General features: G+C 73.5%; 10 protein-coding genes. 6 read left to right on the forward strand and 4 right to left on the reverse strand.

Features of this window, described 5'->3' with window-relative positions; all coding sequences use genetic code 11:
- Nucleotides 1-75 precede the first annotated feature (75 nt).
- On the reverse strand, nt 76-3603 hold the full coding sequence (locus AB0447_RS06380) for a CHAT domain-containing protein (RefSeq protein WP_366475361.1): 3528 nt from the start codon (nt 3601-3603) through the stop codon (nt 76-78).
- A gap of 380 nt (nt 3604-3983) precedes the next feature.
- Here AB0447_RS06380 and AB0447_RS06385 point away from each other — a divergent pair, with 380 nt between their 5' ends.
- The 6 genes from AB0447_RS06385 (at nt 3984) to AB0447_RS06410 (ending at nt 16903) form a co-directional block, all read left to right on the forward strand.
- A complete protein-coding gene (locus AB0447_RS06385) occupies nt 3984-7961 on the forward strand; it encodes a Pls/PosA family non-ribosomal peptide synthetase (RefSeq protein WP_366475362.1) in 3978 nt (1325 codons plus the stop codon).
- A gap of 73 nt (nt 7962-8034) precedes the next feature.
- Complete coding sequence (locus tag AB0447_RS06390; RefSeq protein WP_366475363.1) at nt 8035-9363, forward strand: M1 family metallopeptidase; 1329 nt, start codon at nt 8035-8037, stop codon at nt 9361-9363.
- Between the two features lie 104 nt (nt 9364-9467).
- Entirely contained in the window at nt 9468-10475 is a 1008-nt protein-coding gene (locus tag AB0447_RS06395; protein WP_366475364.1) for a hypothetical protein, read from the forward strand.
- On the forward strand, nt 10472-12619 hold the full coding sequence (locus AB0447_RS06400) for a hypothetical protein (RefSeq protein WP_366475365.1): 2148 nt from the start codon (nt 10472-10474) through the stop codon (nt 12617-12619). Before AB0447_RS06395 ends, AB0447_RS06400 begins: the two co-directional genes overlap by 4 nt.
- Nucleotides 12619-13587 carry an AAA family ATPase gene (locus AB0447_RS06405; protein WP_366475366.1) on the forward strand — a complete coding sequence of 323 codons (969 nt, stop codon included), beginning with the start codon at nt 12619-12621 and terminating at the stop codon, nt 13585-13587. Before AB0447_RS06400 ends, AB0447_RS06405 begins: the two co-directional genes overlap by 1 nt.
- Nucleotides 13580-16903: an SAV_2336 N-terminal domain-related protein gene (locus tag AB0447_RS06410; protein ID WP_366475367.1), complete on the forward strand. Its 3324-nt coding sequence runs from the start codon at nt 13580-13582 to the stop codon at nt 16901-16903. The genes AB0447_RS06405 and AB0447_RS06410 overlap by 8 nt, the downstream gene beginning before the upstream one ends.
- Nucleotides 16904-16919: 16 nt before the next feature.
- Here AB0447_RS06410 and AB0447_RS06415 read toward each other — a convergent pair whose 3' ends face one another.
- From AB0447_RS06415 to AB0447_RS06425, 3 genes are all read right to left on the reverse strand, one after another.
- A complete protein-coding gene (locus tag AB0447_RS06415; protein WP_366475368.1) occupies nt 16920-17531 on the reverse strand; it encodes a TetR/AcrR family transcriptional regulator in 612 nt (203 codons plus the stop codon).
- A gap of 186 nt (nt 17532-17717) precedes the next feature.
- Entirely contained in the window at nt 17718-18890 is a 1173-nt protein-coding gene (locus tag AB0447_RS06420) for an acyl-CoA dehydrogenase (RefSeq protein ID WP_366475369.1), read from the reverse strand.
- Nucleotides 18891-18935: 45 nt separating this feature from the next.
- Entirely contained in the window at nt 18936-20108 is a 1173-nt protein-coding gene (locus AB0447_RS06425; RefSeq protein WP_366475370.1) for an acyl-CoA dehydrogenase family protein, read from the reverse strand.
- Nucleotides 20109-20110: the final 2 nt, after the last annotated feature.

Below are 20110 nucleotides of genomic sequence, written 5' to 3' on the forward strand. Positions count from 1 at the left end.
CTCCTGATCGGACGGGGGCGGGCGTGGGTGCGGGCGTGGGTGCGGGCGGGCGTGGGCGGGCGTGGAACGGCACCCCTAGGACCAGTCGCCGACGAGGACGAACGGGGCCCAGTGGTACGGATCCCGGTACGGGCGCAGGTCGTAGTCGGGGGGCCGGGTGCTCTCCCGCTCCCTGCTGCGCGACCAGGCGGCGGCCCGCAGCAGCGTTCTGCGTTTGGGGTCCGTCTCCGCGTAGTGCATGGCGGCCCGGTCGAAGGAGACGGCGGCCCGGCCGAAGTCCCCGGCGCGGCAGCGGAGGGTCGCGATGTCCTCGTCCAGCAGGCCGGTGCGGTCCGCGGGGCCGAGGTCGTGCCGGGCCTGCTCGCAGTGGGCGACGGCCTCGCGGACCGTCGCGGTGAGCACCGCGCGCTGGGCACACCGCAGCGCGTCCGCCTTGGACATGCCCGACAGCAGGGCCTGGTAGAAGCGCCGCATCAGCAGACCGGTCGAGTTGTCGTCCACGCGCCACAGGCTGACGAGCGCGGTCGGCGCGCCCGCATAGAGCAGTGCCCGGGTGAGCCCGATCAGTTCGTCGCCGCTGCGCCTGCTGCTGCGGCCGCTCTCGCACGCGCTCAGCACGATCAGACGCGTGCGGAGCCGGAGGCCCATCAGGTCCCGCACCGTCAGCCGGTCCCCGTCCGCGAGCTCGATGCCCGAGTCCTGCGGGTGCCGCTCGTCGAACGTGCCGTGGCAGGCGATGTGGATCACGTCGTGCTCGCCCTCGGCCAGCGCCTCCCGGAGGCGGTCCCGGGTGACCTCGCCGCCCGTGAACCCGAGGTGGCCACCGGGAAAGAGGCTGCCGACCGCCCCCGCCTCGGCGCGGGCGTGCGCGAGCGGGCGCTGCGGCCGGGAATCGGCGAGGGTGAGGACCGACCGGTAGCGGGAAGCGCCCCGGCGCGCGGCCTCACCGCCCTGCCCTCTCGCCCGGCAGAAGCGCATGACGGAGGCGCTGGGGGTGACGCAGACGGGGTTGCGCACGACGAGGGGCGCGTCACCCAGCGGCAGGGCGTGCAGGGGGACGTGGTGGAGGGGGCCGTGCGGGACCAGCCACACGAGGTCGCCGGGAGCGCAGTGGTCGGCGAGCGCGGCGACCAGCGGCCGAAGCAGGGCCTGCCACGCGTCCCCGCCGCCCTCCCCGGTGTGGGGGCCGAGGCCGGACAGGCCGCGTTCGATGTCGGCACGGGACAGGCCGGTGCTCACCACGACGGGTTCCGCGTAGTCCCGTCGGCCGACGAACACCAGGACACCGGCCTCGCTGATGAAGAACTCCGCGAAGACCGCGCTGTCGGGCGGCATGAGGAGCTGGAGCTCCTCGTACGTGGCCGGGGTGCCGCGCCGCAGTTGTACGTACTCGGCGCCCTCGTCACCGGCGAGGCTCAGGCGGTCCCAGGTGCCGGTGAGGGTGTGCCAGGCGGCGCTGCGGCGGTCGAGCCCGGGCGTTCCGTCCCCCGCGGCGCGCTTGCCCGCCCGTTCCCGCAGGTAGGCCTCCAGGGCACTCTCCTCCGCCTCGACCAGCTCCCGGATGTCGGGCGGCGGTGTGGTCCGGGCGGGCTCGGCGAGCAGCTCGAGCAGGGTGCGCGAGCGCGCCAGTTCGCTGACGCGCAGGGCCTCGCTGTAGGGCCGGCCGGGGAAGCCGGGCCGGCCCGCGGAGGCCACCAGAAGGCTGATCATCAGGTCGTACGCGGACTCCTCGAAGTCGGTGAGGACCCGCAGGCGCGGATCGGTGACGCGGGTGCGGGACTCCTCCATCAGCACGAAGGCTTCCTTGAGCAGCCGGTAGGCCTCCAGCGCGTCATCGGCGTCCAGGGCCAGGACTGCGCGCTGCACCATCGCGCTGTGCACCAGCCAGATCCGGTCCGGTGACCCGGGCCGGTCGGTGTTGCGGCGGGCCCGGCGTCGGGCCCGCCGCAGGCTGCCCGCGTCCTGCCGGGCCGAGGCGCGTTGCAGCTCCCCGAGGTAGCGGCGTACGGCTACGGGGCTGCTGAAGGCCATGAGGAGCCGAGCGGACAGGTCCGGGACGAAGCCGTCGCCGGGGCCCCGGCCGGAGTCCTGAGCGGCGGCCAGTTCGCGTTCGAAACCGCCCACCGTGACCCGGACGATCATGTGGATCAGGCGCCGGTACACGGCACGGGCGAGCACGCCCTCCTCCGTGGGCGATTCGGCGAGGGCGGCGTCGAGGCCGGCTGCGGGATCATCCCCGTCGCCCGGATCGAGCCTGCGCCAGGTCTCCTGCGCCTGCGCGCGCCCGCGCCGTATGAGAACCCCGCCCGCGACGCCTACCGCCGCCATGCGGCGAAAGGCGACCGCGACCCCGGGATCCGCCAGGACCGGTCCGAGCACCTCCTCCGCCTCATCGGGCAGATCGAGGTGGACGGAGAGGATGGAGGCGGCGGCCAGTCGCTGGAAGGCGGCCAGATTGACCAGGCCGGCCCGGGCGAACTCGGTGTACGCCGTGGCGCGGAGGTGCAGAGCCTCGTCCCACCGGGTCCCGCCCTCGGCGACGAAGGCCATGGAGGCGGCCAGCTCGCCGCGCATCGTGCCGGTCAGCCGCTCGAGCTCGGCCGACGGGGGTGCGTCCGCGGCCTGGCGTTCCAGGGCCCGCAGCGCACGCTCGGCCAGGTCGTGCCAGGCTTCCGCACCGGCGAAACCGCCCCCGCGGATCGCGGAACGGACACTGGTCGCGCCCGCCTGCCCGCCCCGTCGCATCCGCCGGGGCTCCTTCGTGTACAGGGCGGACTTGGCCAGGGTGACGGCGTCGAAGCAGAGCCGGGTACGGCGCGGCGAGCCCGGGTCGCCGCACACGCCCACGGCCCAGACGGCGAGCGTCGTTTCCTTCAGCAGGGGAGCGGACACGGCCAGCCGGTGGGCGTCGAACCAGCGCTTGCGGGCCGACTTGAAGAGTGACTCGGAGAGCAGGGCGAGGGCGAACTCCACTGCGGCCAGGGCGCAGACGGCGGCGATGGCCGAGGGCGTCGGCCGGAACACGGCGCCGGCGAAGAAGAGCAACAGGCCGCGTCCGGTGAGCAGACGGAGCAGGGAGAGCAGCGCGGCGGCACGGATGAGCAGGGTTGCGGCCGGGTGCAGCCGATAGGGCAGCAGGCTCAGGAGCATGGTCAGCACGCCCTCGGCGGCACACCAGGCCAGCACCGTCGCCGTGCACAGCAGGGCGATGCCGGCGCCGCCGCCGAGGGGTGCGCCGGGGGCGAGACCGTCGGTGACGAGCGAGCCCACGGCCTCGGTGCCCGCGAGCCACCACATGAGGGGCGGCAGCAGCAGGAAGTAGAGGTACCCGACCGTACGGGCGGGCAGGGAAAGGAACCGCAGGACCCAGATGTCCCGCCACAGCGCGCCGGCCAGGAGCGCCCCGGCGAGCAGCCGCACGTACCGGTCCTGCGTGGTTCCGGCCGGCAGCGGGTCCCACAGCGACAGCGCGAGCGGAAGCGATGCCGCCAGGACCGGCAGGGAGGCCAACCGGAGGCCGGTGGCGCGATAGCGGGACCAGAGGGCGACCTGCGTGTCGGCCTCACTGCGTGGCGCCGGTCGTTCCGCGAGCATGCCGTCCATGGCCCTCCCCCGTCCGTGCCGACCGTCACGGTGCCCTCACCCCATGGAGTGAAGGCGTCGCTCATCGTATCGACGGGTCATCGGCCTGTCCCGGGTTCGGTCCGCCCCGGATGTCCCGGAGGAGGCGCGCGCCATCCCGGTGAGCGGCGTGAGCGCCTCGTGCGCGGGCGTGCGGGACGTCGCAGGGCGCGCGGTCGCGCGGGCGTGCGGGCCGCACCGGCACCGCCGTCCGACTCGGCCGGCATGCGACCCAGAGCAACCGGGAAATCACTCCCGGCACACTAGACTGGCGGGTTGTTTGGCGCCGGACCGGAACAACCTGGGCAAACCCGGGCTCCGACGGCGCCCCGGACGCATCCGGGAGCGAGACGCGAGGGCCGATGGCAGCCACACCTGAGCACGGTGAACTCACTCTGCTCGACGACGGAACCGTGCCCGGCGACGGAACCGTGCCCGAAGGCGGGGACGGGCTCGAGGAGTCCGGCAAATCCGCCCGGTTCTCCGCCGGGCCCGCCGCCCCGGCACGCACCCTCGTCGACATCCTCGAGGCCTCCGTACGGGGGTACCCCGACGAGCTCGCCCTGGACGACGGCACCGGCCGGCTGACCTACCGGGCGCTGGCCGCCCAGGTCGAGCGCCGGCGGCGCGCCCTCGCGGCCGCCGGGGTCGGGCTCGGCGACCGGGTCGGCGTACGGGTGCCGTCCGGGACCAACGAGCTGTACGTGGCCATCCTCGCCGTGCTCGCCGCGGGCGCCGCCTACGTGCCCGTCGATGCCGAGGACCCGGACGAGCGGGCCGAGCTGGTGTTCGGCGAGGCCGGGGTGCGGGCGGTGCTGGGCGCCGGACAGCGCATCGACGTCATGGGCGTCACCGGCGTGACCGGCGTGACCGGCGGGACCGGCGTCGCGGAGGGAAGCGGCTCCGCCGCGCGGCCCGGGCCCGAGCACGACGCGTGGATCATCTTCACCTCCGGTTCCACCGGCAAGCCCAAGGGCGTCGCCGTCAGCCACCGCAGCGCCGCCGCCTTCGTGGACGCCGAGGCCGCGCTGTTCCTCGCCGAGGAGCCGATCGGCCCCGGCGACCGGGTGATGGCCGGACTGTCCGTCGCCTTCGACGCCTCCTGCGAGGAGATGTGGCTGGCCTGGCGCCACGGCGCCTGCCTGGTGCCCGTTCCCCGCTCCCAGGTGCGCAGCGGCGCCGACCTCGGCCCCTGGCTGGTGGAACAGGAGATCACCGTGGTCTCCACGGTGCCGACCCTGGCCGCCCTCTGGGACCCCGAGGACCTGGGCGAGGTCCGGCTGCTGATCTTCGGCGGCGAGGCCTGCCCGCCCGAGCTGACCCAGCGCCTGGTCACCGAGGGCCGCGAGGTCTGGAACACGTACGGGCCCACCGAGGCCACCGTCGTCGCCTGCGCCTCCCTCCTGACCGGCGAGGAGCCGATCCGGATCGGCCTCCCGCTGAACGGCTGGGAACTGGCCGTGGTCGACGAGTCCGGCGAGCCCGTGCCGATGGGCGGCAGCGGCCAGCTCGTGATCGGCGGCGCCGGCCTCGCCCGCTACCTCGACCCGGACAAGGACGCCGAGAAGTACGCGCCGCTGGAATCCCTCGGCTGGCGGCGCGCCTACCGCAGCGGCGACCTCGTCCGCGCCGAACCGGAAGGGCTGGTCTTCCTCGGCCGCGCCGACGAGCAGATCAAGCTCGGTGGCCGCCGCATCGAGCTGGGCGAGGTGGACGCAGCGCTCCAGGCGCTGCCCGGCGTCGCCGGCGCGGCCGCCGCCGTCCGCACGGCGCGCAGCGGCAACCAGCTGCTCGTCGGCTACCTGGTCACCCAGGAGGGCTGGGACCGTGCGGCCGCGGTCGAGCGGCTGCGCGCCGAGCTGCCCGCGGCCCTCGTTCCGCTGCTCGCGCCGGTCGACGAGCTGCCGACCCGCACCTCCGGCAAGGTGGACCGGGACGCACTGCCCTGGCCGCTGCCCGAACTGGAGACCACCGGCCCCGCCGAGCAGCTGTACGGCACCGAGGCCTGGCTCGCCGAGCAGTGGAGCGAGACCCTCGGAGTGGCCGTCACCGGCGCCGCCGACGACTTCTTCGCCATCGGCGGCAGCAGCCTCGCCGCCGCCCGGCTCACCACCCGGCTGCGCACCCGCTACCCCGGCGCGGCCGTCCTCGACATCTACCAGCAGCCCACCCTGCGCAAGCTGGCCCGCCGGCTGGAGAAGTCCGTCCAGGACGACGGTGCGGCCCGGACCGTCGCACCGGTTCCGCTCCGGTCCAAGGTGGTGCAGTCGCTCCTGCTGCTCCCGCTGTTCACCCTGGTCGGCCTGCGCTGGACGGTGGCGCTGCTGGCCCTGGGCAACGTGCTGCAGCGGTTCGGCCCCTACCCGTGGGCGCCGACCGCCTCGTGGTGGCTCGTCGCCGCCGGCGCGGTACTGTTCTTCAGCCCGCCCGGCCGCCTTGCGATCGCGGCGGGCGGCGCCCGCCTGCTGCTGCGCGGGGTGAAGGCAGGACGCCACCCGCGCGGCGGAAGCGTGCACCTGAGGCTGTGGACGGCCGAGCGGCTGGCCGAGTACGCCGGCGCGACCCGGCTCACCGGTTCCTGGCTGGAGCGCTACGGGCGGGCCCTCGGCGCCAAGATCGGCCCCGAGGTGGACCTGCATTCGCTGCCTCCGGTCACCGGCATGCTCAAGCTCGGCCGCGGCTGCGCCGTGGAGTCCGAGGTGGACCTCTCCGGGCACTGGCTGGACGGGGACCGGCTCGAGATCGGCCCGGTCAAGGTGGGTGCCGGCGCGGTGGTCGGCACCCGCAGCATGCTCTTCCCCGGCGCGCGGGTCGGCAAGCGGGCCGAGGTGGCCCCCGGCTCCGCCGTGGTCGGCCAGGTCCCGACCGGCCAGCGCTGGGCCGGAGCGCCCGCCGTCAAGCTCGGCAAGGCCAAGCGGAACTGGCCCAAGGAACGCCCGCCGCGCTCGGTCCACTGGCGTGCCATGTACGGAGCGACCGGTTTCGGCTTCACGGCCCTGCCCGTGCTCGCCACCCTGCCCGCCCTGCTCGTGGTGAGCGCCTTCGTGCCCGCCGGCGCCGGGATCGCGCAGGCCCTGCGCGGAGCGCTGCTCGCCGTGGTGCCCGGGGCGCTCGCCTTCGGGTTCGCGTACGCACTGCTGCTGCTGGTCTCCGTACGCCTGCTCAGCCAGGGTCTGCGTACCGGGAACCATCCGACGCACAGCCGGGTCGGCTGGCAGGCCTGGACGGTTACCCAGCTGATGGACCTGTCCCGGGACACGCTCTTCCCGCTGTACGCCGGGCTGATCACACCGGTGTGGCTGCGGCTGCTCGGCATGAAGATCGGCCGCGGGGCGGAGGTGTCCACCGTGCTCGCGCTGCCCAGCCTCACCACCGTGGGCGAAGGGGCCTTCCTCGCCGACGACACCCTGACCGCCCCGTACGAACTGGGCGGCGGCTGGGTGCGGATCGGACACTCCGAGATCGGCCGCCGGGCCTTCCTCGGCAACTCCGGCATGACCGCCCCGGGCCGCACCGTGCCGGACGACGGGCTGGTCGGCGTCCTGTCCGCCACTCCGAAGAAGGCCAAGAAGGGCAGCTCCTACCTGGGCCTGCCGCCGGTCCGGCTCCCGCGGTCCGCCGCGAGCGCCGACCAGAGCCGGACGTACGACCCGCCCGCGCGCCTGCTGTGGGCGCGCGGCCTGGTGGAGCTGTGCCGGCTCGTCCCGGTGTTCTGCTCGGCCGCGCTGGCCGTACTGACCGTGGCGGCGCTGTGCGCGCTGATCACGACGACCGGTCTGGGGATCTGGGGTGCCGCGCTGCTGTCCGGAGCGGTCCTGCTGGCCGCCGGTGTGGCCGCGGGCGTGGTCGCGGTGGCCGCGAAATGGCTGCTGGTGGGCCGGCACCGGGCGGGGGAGCACCCGCTGTGGAGCGGCTTCGTGTGGCGCAACGAGCTGGCCGACACCTTCGTCGAGGTCCTGGCCGTGCCGTGGCTGGCCGGATCGGTGCCCGGTACTCCGCTGCTGGCGCTGTGGCTGCGCGCGCTCGGGGCCCGGATCGGCCGGGGCGTGTGGTGCGAGAGCTACTGGCTGCCCGAGATGGACCTGGTCGAGCTGGGCGATGCGGTCAGCGTGAACCGCGGCTGTGTGTTGCAGACACACCTCTTCCACGACCGGATCTTGAGGACGGATACTGTGGTCCTCCGCGAGGGCGCCACCCTGGGCCCGGGCGGAATCGTCCTGCCCGGGAGTACGGTCGGGGCCCGCAGCACACTGGGCCCGGCCTCCCTCGTGATGGCCGGGGAATCCGTCCCCGCCGACACCCGCTGGCTGGGCAATCCGATCGAGGCGTGGCGGTCCTGAAAGGGCCGCTCCCCGGCCACACCGGCACGTCGTACGAGCACAGCACGGCACAGCGCAGGGAGCGGAAGCAGCAGTGAGCGGCCAGAAGACAGCGGCATCGGACCCGTACTTTCCGGCCAACGGCGACCCCCGCTACCGCGTGCACCGGTACGAACTCGCCCTGGACTACCGTCCCGGCCCCAACCGGCTGGCCGGGACGGCCCGGCTCAGCGCCATCGCCGGGCGGGCACCGCTCACCGAGTTCCACCTCAACCTGGCCGAGTTCAAAATAGGCCGGGTCCTGGTGGACGGCCGGGTACCGCACTACGCCCACCGCGGCGGCAGGCTCCGCATCCGGCCCGCCAAGCCGCTGCCCGCCGGAGCCGCCTTCACCGTGGAGGTGCACTGGGCGGGCAACCCCAAGCCGGTCCGCAGCCCCTGGGGCGGCCTCGGCTGGGAGGAGCTGACCGACGGCGCCCTGGTGGCCAGCCAGCCGGTCGGCGCGCCCTCCTGGTACCCGTGCAACGACCGGCCCGCCGACAAGGCCTCGTACCAGATCTCGATCAACACGCCGTCCGCCTACACGGTGGTGGCCGGCGGCCGGCTGCTCACCCGGACGACCAAGGCCAGCACGACCACCTGGGTGTACGAGCAGTCCGCGCCGACCTCCAGCTACCTGGTCGGCCTGTCCATCGGCATGTACCGGACGGTGCTGCTCGGTGACCCCGGGCTCGGCGGTGTCCCGCAGAGCGCCCACGTGCCCGCCCACCTGCTGCCGCAGTTCTCCCGCGACTTCGCCCGGCAGCCCGCCATGATGCAGCTGTTCGAGGAACTGTTCGGGCCCTATCCCTTCGGCGAGTACGCGGTGGTCGTCGCCGACGAGGAACTGGACGTCCCGGTGGAAGCCCAGGGCCTGTCCCTGTTCGGCACCAACCATGTGGACGGCGTACGCGGTTCGGAGCGCCTCATCGCCCACGAGCTGGCGCACCAGTGGTTCGGCAACAGCGTGAGCATCGCCGACTGGCGGCACATCTGGCTGAACGAGGGCCTCGCGAAGTACGCCGAATGGCTCTGGTCGGAGCGCTCCGGCGGCCGCACCGCGCACGAACAGGCGGCCACCGCGCACCGGCTGCTGGCCACGCAGGCCCAGGACCTGGTGCTGGCCGACCCCGGCCGCAAGCTGATGTTCGACGACCGCCTGTACCAGCGCGGGGGTCTCGCCGTGCACGCGGTCCGCTGCGCCCTCGGGGACGGCGCGTTCTTCCCCATGCTGCGCGACTGGGCCACCGTGCACCGCTACGGCGTGGTCAACACCGCCGGCTTCGCCACCCATGTGGCCCGCCACGCGCCCGAGCCGCTCGACGACCTGCTCCGGGCCTGGCTGTACGAGCCGTCCCTCCCGTCGCTGCCCGTCACCACCTGATCCGTAACTCTGCGCGGCGCGAAGCCAGTTGCTACGGTTTTCTTCCACCTCGCGGGTGGTGGAAGCGGAACCTCCGCGAGGCGTATGGGGGGCGGGCGACGCACATGACGACGGCAGTGAAACCGCAGGTGGTCCTGGTACACGGAATCGGGGGACCGCGCGACATCGAGGAAGAACAGCGGGAGTGGAAACGGGCGCTGGCGGAGGGCGCGCGGGCAGCGGGACACGCTGACGCCATCTCGGGCCTGACCATGGACTGGACGGTCGACACGGCCTTCGCCCACTACGCCGACCTCTTCACCCGCGCCGGCGCCCAAGGGCCGGACGCCGCGGAGCTCGACGAGGAGGCGGCCCGACTGACCCTCGCGGTGGCCGCCGACGTCATCGGTGCCCTGCTGGCCTCGCCCGAGCACGCGGGCGACGAGCTGCTGACCCGCCTGATGGCGCAGGCGCAGCCCACGCCCCTGGACCAAGCGGGCCGGCCCAAGCAGCACGAGGGCGTGGGCGGCTCCGCACGCAGGGCGAGCGCCGTGTGCGCCAAACTCGCGCGGGTTCCCGGGCTCCAGCTCGGGCTGCAGCGGGCCAGCGCCGCCCAGTGCCTGGGAACCCTGTCGCAGCCGGGGCGCTACTTACGGCGCAAGGAGCCCGCGCCGCTTCCGGACGGGCGCACCGCCCCCCTCGACGAGCGCATCCGGGCCCGTGTGCTGGACAAACTGGACCCCCGGCGGCCCGCGATCGTGATCGCACACTCCCTCGGCTCCGTGGTCGCGCTGGAAGCGCTCGCCGGGTACGAGGGGCCCGTGGCGCTGTTCGCCACCGTCGGTTCGCCCATCGCCATGAACGCGCTGGTCTGGCACCGGCTGCGCCCGCACCCCCCGGCCGTCCCCGGGACGGTCGAGCGATGGGTGGACTTCTGGGACGGGGACGACCCGGTGGTGCCGCGGCGCCGGCTCGCCGACCTGGTGGCCCCCAACGCCGCGGGCGTGCGGCCCGAACCGGTGCCGCTGTCCTCACGGATGCTGTGGACCCACTCGGCCACCGTCTACCTGCGGCGCCGCGAGGTCGCCGCGCCGGTGATGGAGACGCTGGCCCGGCTGTCCGCGGCATCATGAGCACGACCTCGGCCGCGGCCCTGCCCCAGGCCCGTCACGTCCTGGTCGTGGCCACCCAGTGCCCCCGGGCCGATCAGGAACTGCCCGACCTCGTCGAGGTCGCGGAGCAGCTGCACGGGGTGCTCACCGACCCGGCGCTGGGCGCCTGCCAGGACGGCGGGGTGGCCGATGCCGAGCTGGTGCGCTCCGGGTCGGCCGGCCGGGCGGCGGTGGACAACGCCGTCCGCGACGCCATCGTGCTCGCCGGCGAGGCACACGCCGTCCTCGTCCTCGCCTTCCTCGGCCACGGGCAGTCGCCCAAGGGCTCGCCGCACCTCTACTACATGGCGAACGACAGCGAACGCGAGGACGCGAACACCTCGGTCGACGTGAACAGCCTGATCACGGCAGCCGTCAACCGCCCGGGCATCGCCGGGGTCATCGTCCTGCTCGACACCTGCCAGTCCGCCGCGGCCGTGCCGACGGCCGGGGACCTGGTCGGCGGCTTCCGCGACGGCCAGACCCGGTTCTCGCTGCTGACCGCCGCCACGGCCCAAGAGCCCGCCTACGACCTGGACTTCAGCAGACGGATCACCCACCACGTGCGCGAGGGGTTCCCCGAGGCGGGCGAGTTCGTGCCCGTGCAGCACTACCGGGCCGCCCTCGTCAAGGATCTGCCGGACCAGGACGCCCACGCCCTGGAGTACGACGGGATGCCGACGGCCGCCGAGGCGGGCCTGTGGCTGGCGGTGAACGTCCGGCGCAGGCCGGTCAGGGTCGCCGAGGGCCTCGGCGCGATCGGCGCGGCGGACCTCGCCCGCGCCCTGCGCTCCTGGCCGCAGGCCGGGGCGGACACGACCACCCACTGCAAGGACCACGCGGATCTCGCCGCGCTGCGCGACCGGGCGGCCCGCAGCCCGGACCTCGGCGCCCTGCGCGTGCGCGAGGTGACCGACGCCCTGCTGCTGGTGCGCGAGGCCGAGCTGTTCCTCGTCGCCTGGGCCGGGCGCGTCCTGTCGGGCTACACCGTGCGACGGGCGATGGCCGAACTCAACGCCCGCAGCAGCGACTTCCGTGAGCCGATGAGAGCGGCGCCCGGCCTGTCCGGCAGCGGGCTGCTGCGCCACTTCCTGGAGCACGCCGCCCTGCGGGAGACCGACAGGGACGGCCACCGCACCTCCGCCGGCGCGGTGGCCCGCTGCCTGGTGGCCGTCGCCCACGCCTGCGGGCTGGACGCGTCCGGCGACGAGGTCCAGCGGTGGGCCGACGCACACGGGCTCACCCTGGACCTCAACGACGCCCGCGAGTGGTCACGCCGCATGCGGCAGCAGGGCGGCGCGAGCCTCGTGGTCAGCCTGCACGCGGCCCGCTACGACTGGCCGGACTCGCTGACCGTCTGGGTGCGCCGGGGCGAGGAGTGCAGCCGCGCCCACACCTTTCCCTGCACGCCCACCCAGACCGGCGTCGAGCAGGCCCTGCCCGACGTACTGGACTGGGCCGAGGAGCAGCTTCCCCCCGACGTGCGGCTCAACCACATCGACATGGTCGTGCGGGCGGAGCTGCTGCCGAAGTGGCGGCCGGAGGAGGCCGAGGCCGGCCTCTTCCTCCTCGGGGTGGACCGCTCCGTCGTGCTGCGCTGGGCCGACCGCCTCTTCGTACCGCGGTATCTCCGCCGGATGAACGAGACGGCCCGTCGGCGCCTCGAATCCTGGCAGCACCACGTCCTCACCACCGGCGAGGCGCCGGTCGACTGGGTGAACGCCGCCACCTCGGGCGAGGTGGAGCAGCTGCGCAAGGCGTTCATGGCGGGCTCCTATCAGAGGGCGGCCGGCATCTGCCGCCGCTCGGGCGTGTTCGCCGAACTCGTCCAGGTCCTCCTCCCGTACACCCCGGTGCTGCTGTGGCCCGACGAGGAGACCGGAACCGTCGCGAAGCCGCCCACGGTGCTGGCGCGGTTCTGGGAGAGGCTGCCCGCCGACTTCGTCCGCGCGCAGCGGCTGCGCTGGGCGATGCAGGGGAGCGGGGCGGACTGCGTGTCCCCGACCGGCGACAACGTCCACCTGGCGGAACTGGCCGCGCTGCGGGCGGCGTGGCACGACCTGCCCTGGCTCGACTTCTGCGATTCGTTCCAGGAGAGGGCTCCGATGTCAGCAGGAGGTTCGTGATGACCTGGGACACCTATTACCGAGGCACGGGAGAACCGCACGACACGGAGCTGCCGGACCCGCCGCCGTGGCGGGCCTTCCCGCGCCGCTCCGCGCCGAGGACCTTCCAGCCGCCCAAGGGCCTCACCGACGCCGTCAACGCCGCCGTCTTCCTGCACCGCCCGCTCCTGATCACGGGGGCCGCGGGCAGCGGGAAGTCGACCGTCATCGAGCAGGTCGCGGACGAGCTGCAGCTGGGGCCCGTCCTGCGCTGGCACATCACCTCCCGCAGCACGCTGTCCGACGCCCTGTACCGCTACGACGCACTGGGCCACATCCACACCCTGCGCCTCGCCCAGTCCTCCGGGACCCCGAAGGCCGGACACGGCGACGAGATCGCCGCCTTCCTCCAGCTGGGGCCGCTGGGCACGGCGCTGCTCCCGGACTCCGCGCGGCCCCGCGCCCTGCTGATCGACGAGATCGACAAGAGCGACCTGGACCTGCCGAGCGACCTCCTCGACGTACTGGAGCGGGGCGCGTACGAAATCCCCGAGCTGGTCCGGCACAGCAATCCCCGGGTGCCGGTGCGGCGCTGGCGCGGCGACGGCGAGGACAAGGAAACCGAGCTGGAGCCGTACGAGGTCCAGGACGGACGGGTGCAATGCCGGCGGTTCCCGTTCATCGTGATGACGAGCAACGGCGAACGGGAGTTCCCGGCCCCCTTCCTGCGGCGCTGCATCCGCTACGACATGCCGCCGCTCTCGGTGGAGCTGCTGCACTCGGTCGTGGAGGCGCACGTCCAGCAGTCCCTGCCGCCGCACGCCGCCGAGCTCGTCAAGGTGTTCGTCGACAGGGTCGCCCGCGGCGAGACCCTCGCCGTCGACCAGCTCCTGAACACCGTCAAGCTCGTCATCGACGAGCAGGGGCCGGCCGGGGAGCAGCGCGACCGGCTGATCGGCTACCTGCTGAGGAACCTGTCCGGTGCCTGATCCGCTCGCGAGGGTGCTGGACGCCCTCGTCGGCTTACTGCCGCCCGACTGCCACGACTCGGCGCTGCTGGCGGACGTGCTGTGGCTCGCGGCCGCCTCCGTCGAACCGGCGGAGCCGGGGAACGACGCCCCACAGCCGGCACCGGACGAGTCCGCGGCGGCCGGGACGCCGCCCGCGCCCGAGCCGCCGCCCGCCGAGAAGGCGCCGGCGCGGCACACGGCGCCGGACGATCCGGACGAGTGGCACGACGGCGCGCACCACGGCCCGTACGGCCTCTACGAGAACCTCCCCGGGGAGTTCGACGACGCCCACGACACGCCGGTCACCGTCGCGGCGGGCCGCGCCCTGCCCCAGGCCGTCGAACTGGGGCGCTCCCTGCGCCCCTTCATGCGCCGCTTCCCGCGCGGCCGCCGCACCGGCCTGGACCTGGCCGCCACCATCGACTCTTACACCCGCGACGGCGAACTCCTCCCGGTCGTCCGACCCCTGCCGGAGCCGTGGTTCGACGTGCTCCTCGTCATCGACACCCACCTGTCCATGGAGGTGTGGCAGGGCGCGGTCCAGGAGTTCGCCTCCCTCCTGGAGAACAGCGGCGCCTTCCGGCGGGTGCAACGCTGGCACCTCTCGACGGAACCGCATCCCGATGTGACCGACGCGCGCGGCCGGGTGGTGAACTCCCGGAGCGTGACGGCACCGGACGGGCGGCGACTGGTGCTGGTGGTCTCCGACTGCGCCGCATCGGCCTGGTACGGCAACGAGGTGTGGCAGCTGCTGCGAGACTGGGCCTGCCAGAGTTCGGTCTCCATCGCCTCTCCGCTGCCGTCGCGGCTGTGGCACCGCACGGCCCTCGACCTGCCGGCCGTTCGCGTCCGCAGCCGGCTTCCCGGGGCGCGCAACACCACCCTGGCCGTCACCGTGCCCCCGCACCTGCGGGCCGTGCTGAGCGAGGGCACGACGTACGTGGCCGTCCCTACGCTCACCCTGACCGCGCACTCGCTCAACCGCTGGGCGCAGGGCCTGGTCCGCGGCTCCCCGGAGGGCTACGAGGCAGTGCTGGTGACGCCCTTCGGGGCGCCCGACGATCCGTTCGCGGAGACCGCGGACGATTGCACGGACCGGAGTGCGGACGAGGCAGCGGGCGGGCCGGCCCCGCGGCCCGGGGGAGTGGGCCCCGCCGAGGCCTTCATCCGTACGGCGTCCGCGCCCGCCGTACGGCTGGCCGGGCTGTGCAGCGCCTTCCGGCGACTGAGCCTGCCGCTGATCCAGCTCATCCGCCAGGAGGTGGTCCCGGAGGCGACCACCTCCGACGTCGCCGAGCTCCTGATGAGCAACGTGCTCGACATCAGCGCCCCGCATGACGACGCCCGGACCATCACCTTCAAGGAGTCGGCCCGAGCACCCCTCGCCAGGACCGCGGGCCGGCACGACGCCTGGCTGGTCCTCGACGCGCTGAGCCGCTACATCGCCAAGCGCGTACGCCTGCCCGGGCAGGGCCTCAACGCGGTCGCCGCCCTCGACACGGACGAACTGCCCGAGACCCTGCGGCCCTTCGCCTACGCCTCCGAGGAGCTGGTGGCGGCGCTGCGCATCGGCTCGCCGTCCGGCCGCACCGGTCCGGACGACGGCGGCAGCGGTCAGGGCGGTCCGCAGGGCCAGGGCGTCCGTCCGTTCCTGCCCGACCCGCTGCGCAGCGCCGCGCTCCTGATCGGCGCCGCCGCGGTGGACGATGAAGGGGGAGAGGCGGACGCCGCCGCACCGGTCCTGGAGGAGCTGTCGGCGCTGCTGACGTCCCGGGAGGGGTGGGACCTGCCGGCCGAGCGGTGCGTGCAGCTCATCGGCGCGGGAGCCGCACGGATCCGCGCGACCCTGCGCGAGGTGGCCGCCATGGCCGACGACGCCCTGCTGGTCTGGTACGTCGGCCACGGGAACGCGCGGTCGGAAGCACCCGACACATGGGTACTGGGCGCCGGCGGCGAGACGTTGCGCCCCGACGAACTGCTGGGCGAGCTGGACGTGGCGCACCTCATGGTGGTCGAGGACGGCTGCTCGGCGAAGCAGAGCGTGCGCCTGGCAGAGACCCGTGGGCCGCGCAGGGGCGTCACCTGGTTGACCTACGAGCCCGCACCCGGCGAGGGCCCGCCCGCCCTGACCGCGCACGTGGTGCGTGCGATCGCCGAGGGGATCCCCCAGGCACCGGCCCTGCTCACCGTCGACCGGCTGGTGCAGGCGGCGGCCCGGTCCTCGCGGGAGGGGTGGTCTCTGCGCTCCACCCTGCTGGAGCACCCCGACGGCATCGTGCCCGCGCTCGTGCGGAACCGGGCGGCGGCACCCCCGCCCAGACGTGCGGCGCCGGACGCATCGGTGACCCGGGTGCTGGCCCACGTACGCGAAGAGCTCCGGCTGGAAGAGGCGGGGGAGGAGTCCGCGGCCTCGGCCGAGCGGGTGCTGGAGGTCCTGCTCAGGTACCTCGCCGTCCGGATCAGGAACCCCCGTCCGGACCGGACCCCTCCCGACGGGGACCAGCGCGGCAGCTTCCCCGCCGAACTCGCGGCCTTCCTGGGGTCGTACGGGGTGACGGTGTCGGAGGGAGCGGACTTTCCCCTCGTCTGCGATGCGCAGCAGACCCATGGCGCGACAGCGGTGCCCGTCGAAGTGCTCAACTTCTCCGACGCCTCGCGGTGGATCAGGCCTTCTCCCGTCTACGACCCCCTGTTCACGATCTCCCCGACCACGGCGTTCGCCGTGCTCCTGGTGCTGGAGAGCGGCCGCGACACGCGTCGCCGGACGCTCGCCGAGCGGGTGGGCGTCACGCGGAACGCAGACCTCTGCGTGGTGACGCTGCGCTTCCCGGGGACGCCGACCGTCCCCGGACGGTCCCGGAATGCGGAGGGCACTCAGCTCGCCGGTGTGCGGAAGGCCATCGCCGAGTTCTGCGCCACGGCCGCCGAGGTGGGGATGTGGCAGCGCAGCAGGGCCGAGTTCCAGCGGGCGCTCATCTTCGCGCGCGGCATCATCCCGGCGGACCTGTCGGACCCCCAGATCCTCTCGGTGCAGCCGGACCTGACGGGACTGCCCCTGTCCCCGCCCGGCACGGCGGGAGAGACGCGCCTGCCCGCGCGGCTGGAACTGGCCGGACTGATGCCGACGCGGCACCTCCCGACCTGGAACACCACCGTCCTCTCCGGGGCCGCATCGGACAGCTACGCCTTCGTGTCGGTGGAGCTGTCCGTCGTCCTCGGCTTCCGCTGGGACGACGCGGCTCCGCCGACGGTGGAGCTCCAGTACCTCGAGGCCGCCGCCGACCCGGAGGCCTGACAGCGGACCGCCGCGCTCAGACCTCCGGGAAGACCGGGTCGATCCCCAGGGCCGGCGCGATGGCCCGCCAGATCGTGGACTGGGCCGTGGGGAGGTCGACCCGGGGGTCCTCCAGCATCAGGCGGATGCCCAGGCCGTCGCAGAGGGCCAGCACCAGGGTGCTGACGGCGTGGACGTCGCAGTCGGTGAACTCGCCGGTGGCGATGCCCCGTTCCACGGCTCCGCCGACCCACGCGTGCAGCTGGTCGTACAGGTCGACGGCGAGGTGGCGGGCCGTTCCGTCGCGCAGGGCACGCACCCACAGCTCCTGCCAGAGCTTCCAGTCCTGGCGGAGTTCCGCGTCAGTGGGCAGCATGCTGCGCACGATGCGGGCCAGGACGACGGCGGCCGGCAGCGCATCAGAGTCGCTGCCGGTGTCCGTACCGGTCTTGGCGAACGAGTGCGTCATCGCCTCGGCGAAGAGCTTCTCGCGGGTGTCGAAGTGGTAGTGCAGCAGTGCCTTCGAGACACCGGCGTGCTCGGCGACCTTGCGCATGCTGACGTGCTCGAAACCGATGTCGGCGATCACTTCGCACGCGGCCGTGAGGATTCGCTCACGCGTCTCGAGTGCGCGCTCGGCCTTGGTCACGTTGGCTGCTCCCCGTGTCGGCGCCCGGTGGGCCGCTGAGTGAGTGGGTGGATGGGTGAAAGGGGTGGATGGGAATGGGTGGATGGGTGAACGGGCGGGTCCGGCGGCCGGGGCCGCCGGACCATCATCCTCGCGTATCGAGCCTTCAGGGTTCCGGCCGTCGCGGCACCGCGGTCGACGGGCGGGTCACACGGAGGACGGCATCCGCAGAAAGCCCGTGCCCCGTTTGACGAGTTCGCCCGCGATGATCAGGCGCTGGATCTCGGAGGTGCCCTCCCAGATGCGGTCGACGCGCAGTTCGCGGTAGAGACGTTCGACGGGGTACGAGCGGTCGTAGCCGCGGCCGCCGAAGATCTGCAGGCACCGGTCGATGACGCGGCCGGACGCCTCGCTCGCCGACAGCTTGGCGATGGCCGCCTTGGCGTGCAGGGTCTTGCGGTCGGTGTGCGGCTGGTCGGCCTCCCAGGCGACCTGGTGGGTGTAGGCGCGGTTGACGGCGATGTCGACCGCGCAGTCCGCGAGCATGCCCTGGATCAGCTGGAAGTCGGCGATGGGGGAGCCGAACTGGCGGCGCTCCACCGCCCAGTCGCGGGCGAGCTCCAAGGCCCGCTCCGCCGCGCCGATCGTCCGCGCGGCGATCATCAGCCGTTCCTCGGTGAACCAGGAGCGGGTGATGTCGTAGCCGTTGCCCACCTCCCCGAGGACGGCGTCCTCGGGGAGGTGCACGTCGGTGAAGGTGAACTCGGGGTGCTCGTAGACGAACGTGTGCATCCAGCGGGGCACCCGGGTCATCGCGATGCCCGGCGTGTCCTTGTCGACGAGGAACAGGGTCGGTGCCCGTTCCGCTCCCGCGGCGGCGAGCACGATCATGAAGTCGGCGTGGTCACCGACGGTCACGAACCACTTCTCACCGTTCAGCAGCCAGCCGCTGCCGGTCCGAGTCGCCGTGGTCCTCAGGTTCTGCGGGTCGGAGCCGGCTTCGGGTTCGGTCACCGCGTAGCAGTCGCGGCGCCTGCCCCGGATCACCGGCACGAGGTACCGCTCGCGCTGCTCGGGCGTGCAGAAGGACAGGGCGTTGGCCGGACGCCACACCATGTCCCACAGCGCGCCGGTGAGCCGCCCGAGCTCCGCCTGGACCGTGACCTGCTCCAGGACGGTGAGGCCGGCGCCGCCCCACTCGGCCGGCATGTTGACGGCCTGCAGTCCGCTGTCGAGGACGGCGTCGCGGATCTCGGTGTGGGCCTGCGGGGGCAGACCGTTGTTCTCCTCGCAGTCGAGCTCGTACTTCATGATGAACTCGGTGAGTGCGCGCGCCGAGCTCTTGAGCTCTTCCTGACGGGCGGTGAGACGGAAGTCCATGTGAGTCCTCAGTCCTGTCTCCGGATCGGGGTGGCGGAAGCGGTGTCAGGCGCCGGGCAGCGCGAGCGCCCGGGTGCCGCGCTTGACGAGTTCGTTGGCGATGATCAGGCGCTGGATCTCGGAGGTGCCCTCCCAGATGCGGTCGACGCGCACTTCGCGGTACATCCGCTCGACGGGGTAGGAGCGGTCGTAGCCGCGGCCGCCGAAGATCTGCAGGCACCGGTCGACGACCCGCCCGGCGGCCTCGCTCGCCGCGAGCTTCGCCGTCGACGCCTTGGCGTGCAGGGTCTTGGGGTCGGTGTGCGGCTGGTCGGCCTCCCAGGCGACCTGGTGGGTGTAGGCGCGGTTGACGGCGATGTCGGCGGCGCAGTCGGCGAGCATGCCCTGGATCAGCTGGAAGTCGGCGATGGGGGAGCCGAACTGGCGGCGCTCCACCGCCCAGTCGCGGGCGAGCTCCAAGGCGCGTTCGGCCGCGCCGACGGTGCGGGCGGCGATCATCAGCCGCTCGTCGGTGAACCACTCCTTGGTCAGCTCGTAGCCGTTGCCGACTCCGCCGAGCACGTCCTCGTCCGGGACGAAGACGTCGGTGAAGGTGAACTCGGGGTGCCCGTTCACCGCGGAGTGCATGAACCGCGGGACCCGCGTCATCTCGACGCCCGGCGCCTGCTTGTCCACGAAGAACAGGGTCGCGGCCCGCTCCGGGCCCGCGTCGGCCTGGACCAGCAGGAAGTCGGCGATGTCGCCGCAGGTCACGAACCACTTCTCGCCGTTCAGCAGCCAGCCGCCGTCGGTACGGGTCGCGGTACTGGTGCAGGAGCCCGGGTCGGAGCCCGCACCGGGTTCGGTCACGGCGAAGGCGTCGAACCGCTCGCCCCGGATGACGGGGAGCAGGTACTTTTCGCGCTGCGCCTCGGTGCCGTACGCGAGGACGTTCGCCGGCCGCCACGGGATGTCCCACAGGCAGTTGGTGACCTTGCCGAACTCCTCCTCGACGATGACCTGGTCCAGCAGGGACAGGCCGGCGCCGCCCCACTCCGCGGGCATGTTGATCGCGTAGACGCCCGCGTCGATGGCGGCGCGGGTCAGTTCGCGGACCGTGCCGGCGGGCAGCGGGCCGCCCGCTTCCTCGGACTGGCCCTCGTACCGCATCAGGAGCTGCGCGTAGGCGGCGGCCCGGGCCTTGAGTTCGGTCTGGGCCGGGGTGTAGCGGAAGTCCATGG

This window comes from Streptomyces sp. NPDC051211 (assembly GCF_040689505.1).
GTDB lineage: Bacteria > Actinomycetota > Actinomycetes > Streptomycetales > Streptomycetaceae > Streptomyces.